The following is a 16,268-nucleotide window of genomic DNA, read 5'->3' as shown; positions in this document are numbered from 1 at the left end:
ATGGAGGGAAAGGCTGTGGGAAGATATTTCCGCATCGAATACGAATGGGATATCGTATCCACCCTTAGCCAACTGAGGGAAATGGCCCGTGAGTGGGGGTTCGATGAATTGGATCAGTCCCGCATTGTCCGGTCCGTTTCCGAGCTCCTCCGGAATGTGGTTCACCACGCGGAAAAGGGATTGCTCCAGGTGGAGCGCATCGAGAGGGACGGGAAAAGGGGAATGCTCATCATCGTCCAGGACCTGGGGCCGGGGATTGCGGATGTGAGCGAGCTGATGAAGAAAGTGCAAGGGAGCCAGTCGGTGGAAAGCTCGGGGCTGAAACAGGTCCATCAATTGATGGATGAATTTTCGATTCGTACCGTGGAGGGCAGAGGCACCATGGTGGAGGCGATCAAGTGGCTCAAACCGGCGGAAACCGCCGCGGACAGCTGACGGCCGTTCCTGCTTTGCCGGGAGCGGCTTTTCAAGTCCGGGGAAGTTTTACAATTCTGTTGCCATATTATGAACCCTACTTCCCGCGCCTTGACGCAAATGTCATTGATCACCTACAATGATGGTGATATTTGGCCTGTTTTTGCCCAAAATCGACGGCGGGACGTCCCGGTGGTTTTGTCTGTTCTGCATGATATTGGCCGGTGCTGGAAAAAATGGGAGTACCGATCGGTCGCGGGGACTTCCGCGGAAAAGCAGTTCAACGCCGAACTGTCCCGTTTTTTTGTGTACAGGAGAGGGACGCCGGGATCAAGCGGTACAAGGCCCTTTCCCACCGCCGACTGCTGTTCCATCGACGGACGGAAGTCCGGTGGTACGACGGTTGGAGGTGTCCGGCTGACAGAAAGGAGGTTGATTCTGTGGAACGACCCATTCTCCGGGAAACGATGGTGAGATCGGATCTCCCCGCGGGTTCGGCGGAGAAGGCGACGTGGCGTGACTATCTCACCCTGACGAAGCCCGGGATCAACGCATCCAACCTGATGGCCGCATTCGCCGGTTTCTGGTTGGCCGGACACGGGCAGCTGGACCTGCCGCTCCTGCCCATCACCTTGCTCGGAACAGCGCTTGTGATCGCCGGTGGATGCGCCTTGAACAATGTGATCGACCGAGACATCGACCCCCTCATGTCACGGACCCAAAGCCGTCCCGTGGCAAGCGGGAGGGTTCGTCCGATGACCGCGCTGTGGGTCGGGATCGCGCTCACCGTGGCGGGGTTTGTTGTTCTGGCGGCGCTGGTCAATCCCCTTGCCGCATTTCTGGCGATGATCGGCCATTTTGTGTATGTGGGCATTTATTCGCTTTGGCTGAAACGGACAACCACCCTCAACACCGTGGTGGGCGGGATTTCCGGGGCGGTTCCGCCGATGATCGGATGGGTGGCGGTGACGGGCTCGATCGATCCGCCGGCATGGATTCTTTTCATCTTCATGTTCCTGTGGCAACCGCCGCATTTTCTCGCATTGGCCATACGGAGGATGGAAGAATACCGGGCTGCGGGGGTTCCCATGCTGCCGGTGGTCAGGGGATTTGCTGAAACCAAGCGGCAGAACCTGGTGTACGTGGCGGCGATGGTGCTCGCCTCCCTCTGGCTGGTCCACACGGGGGTTGTCGGGATCCTGTACCTCGTCGTCGCGACGGTTCTCGGTTTGGTTTACATCGGCCTTTCCCTGGAGGGATTCTTCACCAAAGACGATCATCGATGGGGCGAGAGAATGTTCTTCTATTCCTTGGTGTATCTGACAGCCATGCTGTTGGCGATGATTGTCGATCCCTTGCTTCTGTCCTGAACCTTCGGACGGCAGGGACCGGGAGCCACCCGGGTTATAAACGGTATGAGATCAGAAAGTGGGGTAGGATTGGATGAGCCGACGGAAACCGCTGTGGCGGCTGTTTTTTGCACTCATGGCGATGGTTTTCCTGGCGACGGGATGCGGCGACAAAACCATGAATATCTTTGAGCCGAAAGGAAGCGCCGGGGAGCAGCAGCTGGATCTCGTCATGCTCAGCGTGTACATCATGCTCATCGTTTTTGTGGTCGTTGTAAGCATTTACATCTTTGTTCTCTTCCGCTATCGCCAGCGCAAGGGAGACGACGCTCCCCCCAAGCAGATCGAAGGGAACACCAAGATCGAGATCGTGTGGACGGCGATCCCGATCATCCTGCTCATCATCCTGGCGATTCCGACCATTTCCACCACCTTCTCCCTGGCGAAGGAGCCGCCCAAGGATGACAGCATTCGCGTAAAGGTGACGGCCTACCAATACTGGTGGATGTTTGAATATCCCGAGCTGGGCATCCGCACCTCCCAGGAACTGCATATTCCCGTGGGGAAACAGGTCTTTCTGGAACTTGAATCCAAGGACGTGATCCACTCCTTCTGGGTTCCCAGCCTGGGGGGCAAGATGGACATGATTCCGGGGAAAACCAACACGATGACCCTGGACGCCAAAGAACCCGGGGTGTATGAGGGAAGGTGCGCGGAGCTCTGCGGCGCCGGACACGCCCTGATGAATTTCCGGGTCATCGCGGAGGAGCAGGCGGACTTCGACAAGTGGGTTGCGTCGATCAAGGATCCCAAGTCGCAGCCGGTGAACGCCCAGGCCCAGGAGGGACAAAAGATCTTCTCCCAGAACTGCATGGGTTGTCACGCCATTGAAGGGGCCGGCATGAAGGTCAAAGGGGACAAAGCCCCCGACCTGACGGGATTCGGAAACCGCACGACCATCGCGGGCTATCTGCCGAACGACAAGGAATCCCTGATCCGCTGGCTGAGGGATCCGCAATCCATCAAGCCCGGTACGAAAATGCCGAGTTACAATCATCTGGATGAACAGAAGATGAACGCCCTGGCCGAATATCTGACCAACCTGAAGTGACCGCTTGCCTTCGAAACCGTAAAAGCCCCTGATCTTGATCAATCGAGTCCGAACCGGAAACGGTTGTCCGGGATAAAGGAGGGAACGACGTGGGTACGTTCATCATTGTTGGGGTGCTCGTCCTGTTTCTGGCGGCCATTTTCACCGGGGGCTACAACAAGGAATTTTTGCACCGGGTGCAGGGCAGCCGGATTTGGGATTGGGTCACCACCGTTGATCATAAGAAGATCGGGATCCTGTACTTCGGGACGGGAGTATTTTACTTCCTCATCGCCGGATTGCAGGCCCTCCTGATCCGGCTGCAGCTGGCCGTTCCCCAAAACGATTTGTTTACGGGGGACACCTTCAACGAGCTGTTCACCCTGCACGGCACCAACATGATCTTCTTCGTTGCGATGCCGATGCTCTTCGGGCTGATGAACGTGGCGGTCCCGCTGCAGATCGGAGCCCGGGACGTGGCCTTCCCCTTCATGAACGCCCTCAGCTTCTGGCTGTTCTTTGCGGGAGCGCTGCTGTTCAACCTGAGCGTGTTCTTCGGCGGGGCGCCCGACGCGGGATGGACGGGTTACACTTCGCTGGCGCTCAATGAATACAGCCCGGGTCCCGGCCTGGATTACTATGATCTGGGGATTCAGATCTCCGGGATCGGGACGATGCTGACCGCCGTCAACTTCCTGGTGACGATCATCAACATGCGCGCGCCGGGCATGACCTTCCTGAAGATGCCCATGTTCACCTGGGCGACCCTCGTCACCTCGGGACTGATCCTGTTTGCGATGCCGCCGCTCGCCGTCGACCTTTTGCTGCTGATGTTCGACCGGATTTTCGACGCCAACTTCTTTGACGTGGCGCAGGGCGGAAACCACCTGATCTGGCAGCACCTGTTCTGGATTTTCGGTCACCCGGAAGTGTATATCGTGATCCTGCCCGCTTTCGGGATCATGTCCGACGTGATCAGCACCTTCTCCAAAAAGCCCCTGTTCGGGTATCATTCGATGGTGTTCGCCACGGTGCTGATCGGTTTCCTCGGCTTCATGGTGTGGGTGCACCACATGTTCACCGTGGGTCTCGGCCCGGTCGTCAACAGCATTTTCGGGGTTGCGACCATGACGATCGCGGTGCCCACGGGGATCAAGGTGTTCAACTGGCTCTCCACCATGTGGGGAGGGAAAATCCGTTTCACCACGCCGATGATGTGGTGTCTCGGGTTTATCATCACCTTCGTGCTCGGCGGATTCACCGGAGTGATGCTGGCGGTTCCCCCGGCGGACTTCCAGTACCATGACTCTTACTTCGTCGTCGCCCACTTCCACTACGTGCTGATCGGAGGAACCGTATTCGGCATCTTTGCCGGCTTGTACTACTGGTGGCCGAAGTTTTTCGGCCGGATGCTGAACGAACGGTTGGGCAAGCTGCATTTCTGGCTGTTCTTCATCGGTTTCCACATGACCTTCATGCCCCAGCACTTCCTGGGCTTTTGGGGCATGCCCCGGCGGGTGTTCACCTATCTGCCTGGCTTGGGGCTGGAAACCCCCAACCTGATCAGCACCATCGGCGCCTTTATCATGGCTTCGGGCGTGTTGGTCCTTCTGTACAATGTCGTTTACAGTTCCATCCGCGGAGAAAAGGCGAGTGCCGACCCCTGGGACGGCCGCACCCTGGAGTGGACCATTCCTTCGCCGGTGCCGGAGTACAATTTCGCCCAACTGCCCTTGGTGAAGGAGCTCGACGCCTTCTATCACGCCAAGCTGGCCGGCAAGAAGGGATTGGAGCCTGCGGAGCCGCTGGGTAAAATCCATATGCCTTCGCCGACCTATCTGCCATTGATCATGGCCCTCGGCTTCTTTGTCTCCGGTTTTGGGTGGATCCTCCGCTCGTATTGGATCGGAGCGCTGGGGTTGATCATCGTGTTTGTCACCATGTACGTGCGCTCGTTCCAGAAAGACACGGGATATTATATCGAGCCCGAAGAGCTGAAGAGCGCGGATAAGGGGGCACAGGCATGAGTTCGCACAATGATTTGAGCATGGCTCCGAAAATGCCGGACCACCTGGAGACGTCGACCCTGGAAGGGAAAAACAAGATTCTCGGCGTGTGGTTTTTCATCGGGGCCGAAACGGTGCTGTTCGCCTCCCTCTTCGGCACGTACCTGGCCCTGAAGAACCAGCACATGGACGGCCCCTCCTCCCAGGAATTGTTCAACCTGTGGATGGTGGCGCTGATGACGGTCATCCTGCTCACAAGCAGCCTGACCAGTGTGCTGGGCGTCGTCAACATGCACCGCAGCGATCTTCGCCGAACCCTGTTTTGGTTCGGCGTGACGGTGCTGCTGGGCGCCGCCTTCCTGGGAATGGAGATTTACGAGTTCTACGAATACACCCATCTCGGACATCACTTCACCGGCAGTGCCTTCGCTTCCGCCTTCTACACGCTGGTGGGAACCCACGGGTCCCACGTTCTCTTCGGGATCCTCTGGATCACCGGCTTGATCATCCAGGTTCGGAAGCAGGGAATCAATGCGGTGACCGCTCCCAAATTGTACGTGGCCAGCCTGTATTGGCACTTCATCGACGTTATCTGGGTGTTCATCTTCACCGTCGTCTATCTTCTCGGAAAGGTGGGGTAAACCGTGGCGACCGATTCCAAAACCACTGCACAGGACGCGTCGAAGAATCCTCCGGAGCGTTCCCGCAAACACCTGATCGCCTTTGCCGTCATGATGATTTTGACGGCCGTCGCCTTTGCGGCAGTGGCCACGGGAGCCCTGCCCGTCGCCGGACTGGTCACGCTTCTCTTGGTCATGGCGGCGATTCAAGTGGTTATCCAGTTCTTTACCTTCATGCACCTGGATCAAAAGGGCCACTTTTTCCCCATCTTCTTCACCGGAGCGGGACTCCTGTTTGCGGTGGTCGTAGTTCTGGGTGTCTGGCTGCTTCTGTGAGGAGGATGTCCGAGCGATCTGCACGGAATGCCCCGGAGAAGGAAGTTTCTTCGGGGTGTTCCTTTATTATGGAAGGTTTTTCGGCAGCGTGCGTCGAAAGGGGGGAAGTGGCATGAAAAAGGCGCTGTGGGGGTTTTTGGGGATTTGCTTGTTGGTCGGATGTACCGGTCAGGACGATTCTCCCGTCCGCCCCTCCGGAGAAGGCGTCCGGGGACCGTCGCAGGAAAGCCTCGCCGCCCTGTCGGAAGTGGCCGAAAAGGTGGAAGTGGATCCGCCCGATTTTGTGGATGAAGGACTTCCCAAGGCCCGCGAGACCTACAAGTTGGCGTACGCCCACCGGGACGTGCTCAAATACATGCCCTGCTTCTGCGGCTGTGGAGACAACGGGCATGGGCACAACCTGCATTGCTTTATCCAGGATGTGAAGCCGAACGGCGAAGTGGTCTGGGACCGGATGGGCCACACCTGAGGGATCTGCATCGACATCGCGCGTGACGCGATCGCCATGCACCGTGAAGGCAAGTCCCTTCGGGAAATCCGCCGATTTATTGATGAGCATTACGGGTCCCGGGGAACGCCGACCCCGACGCCGAAGCCTCCCAAATCCTCCGAGGAGTGATCTCCATGCAACAGCGGAAATCCTGGTTTCGCTTTACGACGCCGTCGCTGGTGTTGATTCCCGTGGCGGTGGGCATCAACTATGTCGGCAAACTTTTTGCCGGCACACTGAAACTTCCGTTGTGGCTGGATTCGATCGGTACCGTGCTGGCCGGGATGCTGGCGGGACCCGTCATCGGCGCCCTTGCGGGGGCCATCAACAATGTGATTTACGGTTTGACCGTCGATCCGATTTCCTTTGTGTACGGTTTGACGAGCCTTTTCATCGGGCTGGTGGCCGGAATCATGGCCTTCAGGGGCTGGATCGACGGATGGGGCAAGGCCCTTTTTGTCGGCTTGGCCGTCGGTCTCACGGCGACGGCGGTCTCCACTCCCCTCAACGTGTGGTTCTGGGGGGGACAGACCGGCAACCTCTGGGGTGACGCCCTCTTTGCGGCGGTTTTGGCCCGGACGGACTCCGTCTGGCTTGCCTCCTTCCTGGACGAAGTGGTGGTGGACGTGCCCGACAAGCTTTTGACCGTCCTCGCCGCCTACGCCCTTTTCCGGGGACTTCCGAAAAACATCAGGCAGCTCTACACCGGAAGCCGCGATTTGGAATCCTTGGACTGAAACCGGGGAAATGCGATGAAAACCTTCAGTCTGTACGTGGAGAAAGATTCCCTGATCCATCGGATCGACCCGATCAACAAAATCCTCTATGTCCTCACCGCTGTTTCCGTTCCCTTGATTCTGCCGTCGATGGCGGTTTCTTTTCTTTGGATGCTGACCAGCCTCGCCCTGTTGGCCGCGGCAAAAGTGATCCGGCAGTCGCTTCCCGTATTCGCCTTTGTTTCTCTGGTGCTCGGCACGGTGGTCTTGATCCAGGGGTGGTTTTATCCGGGGAACCAGACGCCGCTGTTCGGCCGGGAGCCCTTCGTTTTTTACGTTGAAGGCCTGATGAACGCGCTTCGGATCGTGGTCCGGGTGATCACCATTGTGGCGGCCTTTCTGCTGTTGGTGCTGACCACCAGGCCCGCCGACCTCGTGGAAGAGTTGGTTCGCCGGGGCTTGTCCCCCCGTTTGGGGTACGTGCTCGCTTCCATTTTTCAGATCCTCCCGCAGATGATCAAAACCACCCGGACCATCATGGATGCCCAGCGCTCCAGGGGGCTGGAGACGGAAGGGAACCTGTGGGTGCGGGTGAAAGCGTTCCTGCCCCTGATCGGTCCCGTCGTGATGAGCTCGCTGATCCACGCCAAGGAAAGGGCATTGGCCCTGGAAGTGAGAGGAATCCACTTCGAAGGGAAAAGGACGTGGCTGAGGGAGAAAAGGAAATATCCCCACAGCCGCGCCATCGGAGCGTGTCTGCTTCTGGTGCTGGCCCTTTCCGTCGTCTGGAGGATTTTGGGATGAAGAAGGTGATCGTGGAACATCTGAAATACCGCTATCCGCAAGCGGAAACGTTGGCCCTGGACGATCTGTCCTTCGAAGTGGACGAAGGGGAGATGATCGGCATCATCGGACGGAACGGGGCCGGAAAGTCCACCCTTTGCCAGGCCCTGGTCGGCCTGGTTCCCCATTTTTACCGCGGCGCCTATGGGGGCAGAGTGACCGTCGCGGGCCTGGAAGTCTTGAAAAGCAGCGTGGGCCGGCTTTCCGCCAAGGTGGGAATCGTCTTTCAGAATCCCTTTACGCAGGTGACGGGAGCCAAGTGGACCGTCTACGAAGAGGTGGCCTTCGGCCTGGAAAACATGGGCGTCCCCCGGAAGGAGATGATCGAGCGGGTCGATTTCGCCCTTCATCTCCTGGGGTTGGAGGATGTAAAGGACCGCAATCCCTTCGAATTGTCCGGCGGTCAGGCGCAGCGGATGGCCATCGCCGGCGTCATCGCCCTGAAACCGGAAATCATCGTATTGGATGAACCCACTTCCCAGTTGGATCCGCAGGGGACCGAAGAGGTTTTTCGCGCCATTCATCGCCTGAGCGAAGAAGGGATGACCGTCATTCTGGTGGAGCACAAAATGGAGAAGATCGCCCGCTATTGCAACCGGGTGCTGCTCCTCGACGAAGGGAAGCTGATCCAGTTTGACACTCCGGCGGCGGTTTTTTCCCGGGAGGATCTGATGCGGTTCGGCGTCGCACCGCCGGTTTACACCCGCGTTTGCCGGGAGTTGGACGCCAGGAGGGAAGGAAGCTCCCACTTTCCCGTGACGTTGGAGGAGGCCTGCGAGGTGTTGAAGGGAAGATGATCCGGATTGCCGTGAAGGACCTGTCCTTTTCCTACCGGCCGGGAGAAGAGGTCCTCAAGGGGATCACGCTGGAATTTGACGGGCGGTCGACGGCCATCGTCGGGCAAAACGGCTCCGGCAAGACGACATTCGCAAAACTGCTGAAAGGACTGCTGAAGCCCACGAGGGGAGAGATTTCTATCCTCGGCCGCCCGGCGAACCAAATGACGGCGGCGGCGCTCGCGCCGTATATCGGCCTGGTTTTTCAAAATCCCAACGACCAGATTTTCAAGTCGACGGTCCTGGATGAGGTGATGTTCGGACCGCTGAACATCGGCGAAGATTTGGAAAGGGCGAAGGAGAAAGCCCGTCAGGCTTTGGAGATGGTGGGCCTCGGGGACAGGGCCGCCGAAAATCCTCAGGATTTGGGCTTGTCGGAGAAGAAACGGGTCTGCATCGCCTCCATCGTCGCCATGGAACCGGAAATTCTCATCCTGGACGAGCCGACGATCGCCCAGGATCATGCGGGTGTCGCCATCGTCCGGCGGGTGATCGGGGAGCTGAAAGAGCGGGGAAAACTGGTGATGGCCATCCTGCATGATATGGATTTCGTCGCGGGGAACTTTGAACGGGTGATTGTCTTTCACCGGGGGACCGTGCTTGCGGACGGTAATCCGAGGGAGATTTTTTCCCGGAGGGAACTGCTGGAGCGGACAGGACTCGAGGCGCCCCACATTACCCGGCTGGGGTGGAGCCTTGGACGCAGGGAAACGTATCTCACCGAAGCGGAGTTTATCCAAGCGATGCGGATGGAGAGAGGCAAGGGACGTTGAAGGCGGGAGGGCGCCGCACGGCTCACCGCCGGGTCCCGCCGCTGGATGCTTCAACCTCTCCGCCAGCGGAGATCGGTGCGTTCGCCGATGCGAAAGTGGAGGGGAGGTGACGGGAATTGAGGCATTTTTTGTATTTGCTTTTGGCCATCGTCAGCGAAGTGATCGCCACCAGTTCCCTCAAGGCGTCGCAGGGTTTCAGCCGGTTGTGGCCGAGTTTGTTGGTCGTGGTCGGATACGGGGCCGCCTTTTACTGGTTTTCCCTCAGCCTGAAACAGATTCCCCTCGGCATCGCCTACGCCATTTGGTCCGGGTTGGGCACCGTCGGGGTCGTTTTGATCGGCCTGTTTTTATGGGGCGAAACGCTCAATGCCCTGCGGGTTTTCGGGATTGCGTTGATCCTGATCGGCACGGTGATTCTCAATTTGTCCAAAGCGGAGGGGTAAGGGATTCGCCATCCGCGCCGCAGGGGTCGGTTTTCCCCGGTTTTGAATTTTCTTTCCGCCATCCGGATTCCCCTGTTATACTGGAAAATGGAGACAAGTTTTCTCCATGAAACATACGTTGTCTTAAGGAGGATATCATGGCGCGGATCGAATCGCTTCTCACCACCCGCCTGTTCCTTTGCCCCAGACAGGTGGACGGTCGGCTGTATTTCCTCAGCAATTTGAGCGGTCGCCTCAGCTTGTACGCAATGGACGAAGGGGGGAGCGTACCCGAGCCGCTTCTGCCCGCCGGCATCGCCCTGCAGAACCCGGTATTGATCGGGGGAGAACCCTACGCTGTTTTTCCGGAACTGGGAAAAATTCTGGTGATGATCGACCGGGACGGTGACGAGAATTACCAGCCCATGCTCATTCCCCTGGAGGGGGGATTTCCGGAACCGGCCTTCGGCGATGCCTTCAACGGATGGCGCGTCCATATGCCGAAGAGCGATTCGGAACGAAACATCGTCTACCTAAGCGCCGAATCCCGTTCGGAGTCCCTCCACGTGGCCTGGCGCGGCCGGCTGGAAGCGGGAACTCTGGAGAAGCTGGGCGAAAGCAAATGGAATGCCTTCATTGCCGGGGTGAACGCCGACCACACGAAGGCCGTCCTGCTGGACAGCTACACGCTGGGAGATCACGTCCTCTATCTGTGGAAGGAAGGGGAAGGGCTTTCCCTGCTTTACGGAAAACCGCTGGAGGAACGCGCCGAGGGGGAAAAGGTTCCGCCGAACGCCATCCATGCCTGCCATTTCACGCCGGGGGACCGGGGTCTGCTCTTCCTCACCGCCCTGCACGAGGATACCTACGGGCTCGGATATCTGGACCTGAGGGATCCCCGGGAGGTGAAACCCGTCGAAGTGGTGGGCGCGGTGCACAGGGGAAAGGGAGAGATGGAATCCCTGGAGCACCTGAAGGATGATCGCTACCTGGTGGGCTTCAACATCGACGGAGTCTCCTGGATGTATGAGGGAACCTTTGACGAAGAGGCCCTGCGGATGCAACTCCGCACCGTCGTTGTCGGAAAGGCGCCCCTGGATCAGGGGGTGTTGGACTCGATTCACTACGACCGGGAAAGGGACCGGTACGTTTTGTCCTTCTCCTCGGCGACATCGCCCACCCAGATTTACACGGTCCAGGGGGAGAAGCGCGATCAGGTGGTCCGACACACCCGGGAGCGGCCGCTGGGGCTGGACGAAAAACTCCTGTCTCCGGGGGAGGATGCATCCTTCGAATCCTTTGACGGATTGCGCATTTCCGCCCGCCTTTACCTGCCCGCCGAAGAACTGGGTTATGAAGGGCCCCGCCCCCTGGTGTACTACATCCACGGAGGACCCCAGAGCCAGGAACGGCCGGATTTCACCTGGTTCTCCATGCCGTTGATCCAGTTTCTCACCCTGAAGGGCTTCGCCGTCTTTGTTCCCAATGTGCGGGGGAGCACCGGCTACGGACTGAATTACACCAAACAGGTGGACCGGGATTGGGGCGGCAGGGATCGCCTTGACCATGTCCACGCCATGAAGAAGCTGTCCCGGGACCCGCGCATCGACACCTCCCGGTCGGGGGTGGTGGGCCGTTCCTACGGCGGTTACATGACCCTGATGCTGGCGTCGCGCCATCCGGAGCTGTGGTCGGCGGCGGTGGACATGTTCGGCCCCTATGATTTGGTCAATTTCATGAACCGGATTCCGGAAACCTGGAAGCCCTACTTCGCCATTGCCGTCGGCGATCCGGACAAGGACCGGGATTTCCTGGTCGAACGGTCTCCCCGCACTTATATTGAGAACATTGCCTGTCCGCTCCTGGTGATCCAGGGGAAAAACGATCCCCGGGTGGTGGAGGCCGAGTCCCGGGATCTGGTGGCGCACCTGAAGAAGCTGGGCAAAGACGTGGAATATCTGCTGTTTGAAAATGAGGGGCACGACGTGCTGAAGCTGGAAAACCGGATCCGCTGCTACAATGCCATCACCGATTTCTTCGTGAAGCATCTGAAACCGTGATTTTCTCCTTTTGACCGAAAGAGAGACGTGGCCCGGCCGAAAATCTCCGGCCGGCGCGGTTGGTGACGCCCTCCCGCGGGGAGGGTTTTCTTTTAATAAAGCGGGTTTTCCGGAGAGGTCAAGGGCGTAACATCTTTTCTGAGACAAACAAGCGGATGACAGGTGATGTCAAGCCAGATGCGGGCGGCAGCGGTCACGTCTTCCGACGATTCAGGCGGCTCCTCGAAAGATCCGTTTTGCCTGCGGGAGGGCTTGCCGGTCATCCGGTTTCCGCGGAAAGCATGCGGAAAGCGAAGCGGGCGGGAAGGTGATTTATCCCCCGGGGGCAATCGGCCCGTGGAAAGGACAAACGCGCTTTTCCGCGGCTGCGGGATATTGTTTTCGCCAGCCGCCAATTCAAGGGAAAAGGCCGGACGCATCCTTCAAGCCGTGACTTTGTTCCTCCGCGGGAATGGCCGAACGCGGCGGAGGAGATTCGATCCGGTTGCGGCTCGGAGGCGGTCTGTGGAAGGGAGTCCTCCGGGGATGGGGGGATGATCACAGCCGGGGGATCACCACCCGCACGACGCGGAGCGGCAATCGGTCTGGTCGGTGCGGCCGTCATCGGCAGGGGGCCGGAAAATGAATGCCGCCTTTTTCGGGAAAAGCATGGGCGATAGGAAAGGGGTCGAATCCGCCAAACGAGGAAGGGTGAAACGATGGATCCGACACGATGTCTGCGGAGCGTCCAAAGGGCCGCCTCCGGCCTGCGCATCCGGTCTTTCCGCCCGATCCGCGCCGGATGGGACTTTTTTGTGCTGGAGGTGAACGGGGAGTGGATGTTCCGCTTTCCCCGCCGCCCGGAAGGGATTGTCCAATTGAAAAGGGAAGCCGCTTTCCTGGAGAAGGCCTCCCCCAACCTGCCGGTTTCCGTTCCCCGTTATGAATGGATCTGCTGGGATCCGCCGCTCCCCTTCGGCGGCTACCGGAAAGTGACGGGCCTTTCCCTGTCGGATGCCCGCAGCATTCCTCCCGATGTTTCCGCCGATCTGGGCCGCTTTCTTTCGGCCCTTCACTCGCTGCCGCCGGGAGAGGTGTTTCCATCCGATTCCGTGGAGCAGCCCGATTGGGTCGCCGTCTGGCAAAGGCGGGTCCGAAGGTGGGAGGGGCGGTTGCTGAAGGAATTGGACCCTTTTCTGGAAGCCGCGGTGCGGCTCTGGTGCCGACGGTTGCTGGAAATGCTGGATTCCCCTTCGCTCCGGCTGACTCCCATACACGGGGATCTGAGCGCCGATCACGTGCTGATTCGAAACGGTCGCCTGTCCGGAGTGATCGATTGGGGAGATGCGTGTTTGGGTGACCCGGCCCTCGACTTTGCCGCCCTGTGGCATGAGCTGGGGGAAACCTTCGCCCGGGAGGTCGCCAAGCACGGAACCGGAGGCCGGGAGGGGACCTTCTGGCTCCGGGCGGACCTGTACCGCAGGCTGGCTCCGCTTCACGGTTTGCTTCACGCCCTTGAGCGGGGGGATCGCCGGCTGTGGGAGGCCAACATGCGGTGGTTGAAAGAGGTTGCCGTGCAGGCGGGCGAAACAGGCGAACCAAAGGGGGATACGCCGCCTCCGGGCATGGGGCGGTGCGGCCCTTTTCCGCAAAGGGATCGGGGGCCTTTCGGGGAAGTCGGTGACGAAGGGTCGTGACGGAAAAAGTTCGGGGTATATTGCGGGAATTTGTGAAAAGCGGAAGCGCCGCGGGAGGAAACGCGGCGCTTCCGCCTCTGCGGTTTCAGTTTTCATCGCCCTCAAAGGCGGTATGCCATCCACACGTTGGGCTCGAGATAAACCCCTTCATCCTTTTCCAGATCCATCGTAACCGGCGTCAGGGCGCCGGGAACCACATATTCCCCGCTTTCCGGAAAGCGCATGCCGGTCCATTTCTCCCACTCCGCGACCGTTCCCCGCACCTCCATGGAATTGAAGGCCACCTTCAGGATTTGGGCGCCGAGCTTCCAGTGCACGCGAAGCCAGGGATCGAAGGGGGAGCCGTCCTCCAGCCGCCAGCGGATATACCGCTCCATCGGCGTGAGGGGGTACAGGCTCTTGCGGTTGGGGCGCACCGGTGCGATCAGACGGGAGAATCCGTGCCGCTGGGCCAGCTGCTTCATCACGGATACCGCCCGGCTGCTGAGCCCCTTTCCCCGGTGATTTTTGGCCACGATCACCGAAAGAGCGCACAGGGTGTCGGGGGATCGGCGCTCCCCGAATCCCCGGACAAGGGCCCCGTCGTAGCCGGAGGGAAGGTCCTCCACGGTTCCGTCCCAGGCCAGCGGCAGGGCGTGCCCGCTGGCCAGGACGTTTTCCCGTTCATCGCACAGGACGAATTGCAGGGAAGGAAACGCTTCGAGCACCCGGCCCCAATATTCGGCGTTGTGCCGGTCGCCCTCGATGACGTAGTCCGGAAAGGATCCCTCATGCACCTTTTCAAGATCCTGAAACAAGTCCGGCCGATGTTCGAGGGTATGGACATTTAGCGCATCCATCCGCTTTCATCCTTTTTTCAGGCCGATTCGGCCGTCTCTTCCGCTTTTTTGGAGTTGCTGCGCTTCACGATGCTTCCGACGATCCACTGAAGGATGAAAGCGGCCAAAAACGCGTCCAATGCCGGAATCCGGGTCAGCTGAAACAACCCGAATCCTCCCTCGCTCGCCGGGGAGGTGGCGAGCCCCACCAGCGTGGCGGCCACCCAGACGACGATGGAATGCCAATAGAGACGGGGGATCCTCTTGTCCCGGACAAAGGCCATGGTAAAGCGTTGCCGGTTCAGAAGATAATACTCCGCGATGAAGACCCCTCCGATCGGCGAGACGAAGGCCGACAGGATGGTCAGGAAGGTGATGAAGCTGTCGTAGATGTTGAACACCGCCAGGGCCGTTCCGATCAACCCGGCCACGATGACCAGGGTCGGCCTCGACCATTTGGGCAGGGCGACGGAGAGGGCGAGTCCCGTCGAGTACAATCCGTTGTCATTGGTCGTCCAGGTGCCCAACACAAACAGAATGGCCGCCAAACCGCCCCATCCGATGCCGAACATCACCTGGATGAACTCGGCGTTGGAGGTGTATTTGGCGATGATGACGGCGATCACCAGCATCAGGCTGTTGCCGATGAGAAACCCGACAACGGCGGCCAGGATGGAGTCCTTTTTGGAGCGGGCCCACCGGCCGATATCCGGTGCGGCGATGGCTCCGACGAGGAACAGGGAGGTGACCAGGGAGATGCCCAGACCGAGGGGAATCGTGTCCGCAACCGGTTCAACATGGACGGCTTCCCAAAAGGACTGGGAAGGAATCACGACGATAAGGATGCCGACGAGAATTCCGAACATGATCGGGACGGCGATGACGCTGAGCCATTCGATCGCCTTGTAGCCGATGACGGCGGTGGACATCATCAGCAAACCGCCGATCAGGGCCGCGACCGGCATGGAGACTTCGACCCCGGCCAGTTCTTTGACGATCATTTGTCCGCTGACCGCGAAAAAGCCCGTCTGGACTCCGAACCAACCCATTCCGGTGATTCCGATGATCAGGGAGGCGATGCGCGCGCCGTATTCTCCAAAGACGAACCGGGTGAGCATCGCGGTGGACATCCCGGTTTCGCTGCCCACATAGCAGGTGAGGGCTCCGACCACGGCCAGGATGAGGGATCCGACAAAGGTGGCGATCATGGCGTTTTCAAAGGACATGCCCAATCCGATCTGCGTGCCGAGAAGGATTCCCGCCAAATCGATGCCTCCCCCGATCCAGATCAGCGACAGGGAGAGCCAGTGGCGGCGGGCACTGGCGGGAACCGATTCCCGTGCATAATCTCCGGAGAGGGGATAATGGTACTGCTGCGATCCCACGATTGGCACCCCGCTTTTTTCGGTTTTGACGCGTCTAAGTGCGATGAGCACCAACATTTACATTTTTTTATATTACTATACCACGATAAAATTCACAGGGCAATTTAAAGTCGGAATAAATATTATATTAAATGAATTGATTTCTTTTTTCCAAGGATGAAAAAAGATTGGGCTGCGCGGAAAAAAACTCCCCCCTTGCGGTGAAGTGCACCCCTTAAAGTAGACACAGGAAAACACCCCTGTGAAAATTACTTTAAGGGGTGATTTTCGTGGCAAGAAAAGGACAGAAATTCAAGACATATAGCTTTGAACTGAAAAAGAAGGCAGTGGAAATGAGGCTTCAGGGCATTCCCAAGGCAAAGATTGCTGAAGAGCTGGGGATTCAAGATGTGGGGCGATTAAAGATCTGGATGCGGAAATACCGGGAACAGGGC

The 16,268-nt window shown here is 58.8% G+C and carries 17 protein-coding genes; 15 read left to right on the top strand and 2 right to left on the bottom strand.

The window, feature by feature from the left end; all coding sequences use genetic code 11:
- Positions 1 to 15: 15 nt before the first annotated feature.
- The 14 genes from BM063_RS12860 to BM063_RS12785 all read left to right on the top strand — a co-directional run bounded on the left by BM063_RS12860 (position 16) and on the right by BM063_RS12785 (position 13,631).
- Positions 16 to 435 carry an ATP-binding protein gene (locus BM063_RS12860; protein ID WP_177199149.1) on the top strand — a complete coding sequence of 140 codons (420 nt, stop codon included), beginning with the start codon at positions 16 to 18 and terminating at the stop codon, positions 433 to 435.
- Between the two features lie 419 nt (positions 436 to 854).
- Positions 855 to 1,784: a heme o synthase gene (gene cyoE / locus BM063_RS12855; protein ID WP_245752266.1), complete on the top strand. Its 930-nt coding sequence runs from the start codon at positions 855 to 857 to the stop codon at positions 1,782 to 1,784.
- A gap of 73 nt (positions 1,785 to 1,857) precedes the next feature.
- On the top strand, positions 1,858 to 2,874 hold the full coding sequence (gene coxB / locus BM063_RS12850) for a cytochrome c oxidase subunit II (protein WP_092039673.1): 1,017 nt from the start codon (positions 1,858 to 1,860) through the stop codon (positions 2,872 to 2,874).
- A gap of 167 nt (positions 2,875 to 3,041) precedes the next feature.
- Complete coding sequence (gene ctaD / locus BM063_RS12845; protein WP_425439165.1) at positions 3,042 to 4,880, top strand: cytochrome c oxidase subunit I; 1,839 nt, start codon at positions 3,042 to 3,044, stop codon at positions 4,878 to 4,880.
- Positions 4,877 to 5,500, top strand: a complete 624-nt coding sequence (locus tag BM063_RS12840) for a cytochrome (ubi)quinol oxidase subunit III (protein ID WP_092039669.1) — start codon at positions 4,877 to 4,879, stop codon at positions 5,498 to 5,500. The genes ctaD and BM063_RS12840 overlap by 4 nt, the downstream gene beginning before the upstream one ends.
- 3 nt (positions 5,501 to 5,503) lie before the next feature.
- A complete protein-coding gene (locus tag BM063_RS12835; RefSeq protein WP_092039668.1) occupies positions 5,504 to 5,815 on the top strand; it encodes a cytochrome C oxidase subunit IV family protein in 312 nt (103 codons plus the stop codon).
- A gap of 112 nt (positions 5,816 to 5,927) precedes the next feature.
- Positions 5,928 to 6,434, top strand: coding sequence for a PCYCGC motif-containing (lipo)protein (locus BM063_RS12830; protein WP_281246703.1), 507 nt, complete (start codon positions 5,928 to 5,930; stop codon positions 6,432 to 6,434).
- Positions 6,435 to 6,439: 5 nt separating this feature from the next.
- Complete coding sequence (locus tag BM063_RS12820; protein ID WP_092039662.1) at positions 6,440 to 7,042, top strand: ECF transporter S component family protein; 603 nt, start codon at positions 6,440 to 6,442, stop codon at positions 7,040 to 7,042.
- A gap of 15 nt (positions 7,043 to 7,057) precedes the next feature.
- Entirely contained in the window at positions 7,058 to 7,825 is a 768-nt protein-coding gene (locus tag BM063_RS12815; RefSeq protein WP_092039660.1) for an energy-coupling factor transporter transmembrane component T family protein, read from the top strand.
- Entirely contained in the window at positions 7,822 to 8,661 is an 840-nt protein-coding gene (locus BM063_RS12810) for an energy-coupling factor ABC transporter ATP-binding protein (RefSeq protein ID WP_092039658.1), read from the top strand. Before BM063_RS12815 ends, BM063_RS12810 begins: the two co-directional genes overlap by 4 nt.
- Entirely contained in the window at positions 8,658 to 9,473 is an 816-nt protein-coding gene (locus BM063_RS12805; RefSeq protein WP_092039656.1) for an energy-coupling factor ABC transporter ATP-binding protein, read from the top strand. The genes BM063_RS12810 and BM063_RS12805 overlap by 4 nt, the downstream gene beginning before the upstream one ends.
- A 116-nt stretch (positions 9,474 to 9,589) precedes the next feature.
- Entirely contained in the window at positions 9,590 to 9,916 is a 327-nt protein-coding gene (locus BM063_RS12800; protein WP_092039654.1) for a DMT family transporter, read from the top strand.
- Between the two features lie 137 nt (positions 9,917 to 10,053).
- Positions 10,054 to 11,955: a S9 family peptidase gene (locus BM063_RS12795; protein WP_092039652.1), complete on the top strand. Its 1,902-nt coding sequence runs from the start codon at positions 10,054 to 10,056 to the stop codon at positions 11,953 to 11,955.
- Positions 11,956 to 12,653: 698 nt separating this feature from the next.
- Positions 12,654 to 13,631 (top strand): phosphotransferase family protein, encoded by a 978-nt coding sequence (locus tag BM063_RS12785; RefSeq protein ID WP_092039648.1) that lies wholly within the window; start codon positions 12,654 to 12,656, stop codon positions 13,629 to 13,631.
- Between the two features lie 101 nt (positions 13,632 to 13,732).
- Here BM063_RS12785 and BM063_RS12780 read toward each other — a convergent pair whose 3' ends face one another.
- Together BM063_RS12780 and BM063_RS12775 are read right to left on the bottom strand one after the other, a co-directional pair.
- Positions 13,733 to 14,470: a GNAT family N-acetyltransferase gene (locus tag BM063_RS12780; RefSeq protein ID WP_092039646.1), complete on the bottom strand. Its 738-nt coding sequence runs from the start codon at positions 14,468 to 14,470 to the stop codon at positions 13,733 to 13,735.
- 17 nt (positions 14,471 to 14,487) lie between these two features.
- Complete coding sequence (locus BM063_RS12775; RefSeq protein WP_177199148.1) at positions 14,488 to 15,834, bottom strand: purine-cytosine permease family protein; 1,347 nt, start codon at positions 15,832 to 15,834, stop codon at positions 14,488 to 14,490.
- Positions 15,835 to 16,094: 260 nt separating this feature from the next.
- On the opposite strand from BM063_RS12775, the gene BM063_RS18180 reads away from it, so the two are divergent.
- On the top strand, positions 16,095 to 16,268 hold a 174-nt coding region (locus tag BM063_RS18180), incomplete at its 3' end, for a terminase gpP N-terminus-related DNA-binding protein (RefSeq protein WP_342713741.1).

The sequence above is a fragment of the Planifilum fulgidum genome, from assembly GCF_900113175.1.
Taxonomy (GTDB): domain Bacteria; phylum Bacillota; class Bacilli; order Thermoactinomycetales; family DSM-44946; genus Planifilum; species Planifilum fulgidum.
This window is presented reverse-complemented; position numbering and strand designations above follow the sequence as displayed.

Excerpts from the sequence above, each read along its gene's own strand:
- BM063_RS12805 (WP_092039656.1), top strand. The coding sequence starts at position 8,658 with ATGATCCGGATTGCCGTGAAGGACCTGTCCTTTTCCTACCGGCCGGGA.
- BM063_RS12795 (WP_092039652.1), top strand. The coding sequence starts at position 10,054 with ATGGCGCGGATCGAATCGCTTCTCACCACCCGCCTGTTCCTTTGCCCC.
- BM063_RS12785 (WP_092039648.1), top strand. The coding sequence starts at position 12,654 with ATGGATCCGACACGATGTCTGCGGAGCGTCCAAAGGGCCGCCTCCGGC.
- BM063_RS12780 (WP_092039646.1), bottom strand. The coding sequence starts at position 14,470 with ATGGATGCGCTAAATGTCCATACCCTCGAACATCGGCCGGACTTGTTT.
- BM063_RS12810 (WP_092039658.1), top strand. The coding sequence starts at position 7,822 with ATGAAGAAGGTGATCGTGGAACATCTGAAATACCGCTATCCGCAAGCG.
- coxB (WP_092039673.1), top strand. The coding sequence starts at position 1,858 with ATGAGCCGACGGAAACCGCTGTGGCGGCTGTTTTTTGCACTCATGGCG.
- BM063_RS12820 (WP_092039662.1), top strand. The coding sequence starts at position 6,440 with ATGCAACAGCGGAAATCCTGGTTTCGCTTTACGACGCCGTCGCTGGTG.
- BM063_RS12815 (WP_092039660.1), top strand. The coding sequence starts at position 7,058 with ATGAAAACCTTCAGTCTGTACGTGGAGAAAGATTCCCTGATCCATCGG.
- BM063_RS12840 (WP_092039669.1), top strand. The coding sequence starts at position 4,877 with ATGAGTTCGCACAATGATTTGAGCATGGCTCCGAAAATGCCGGACCAC.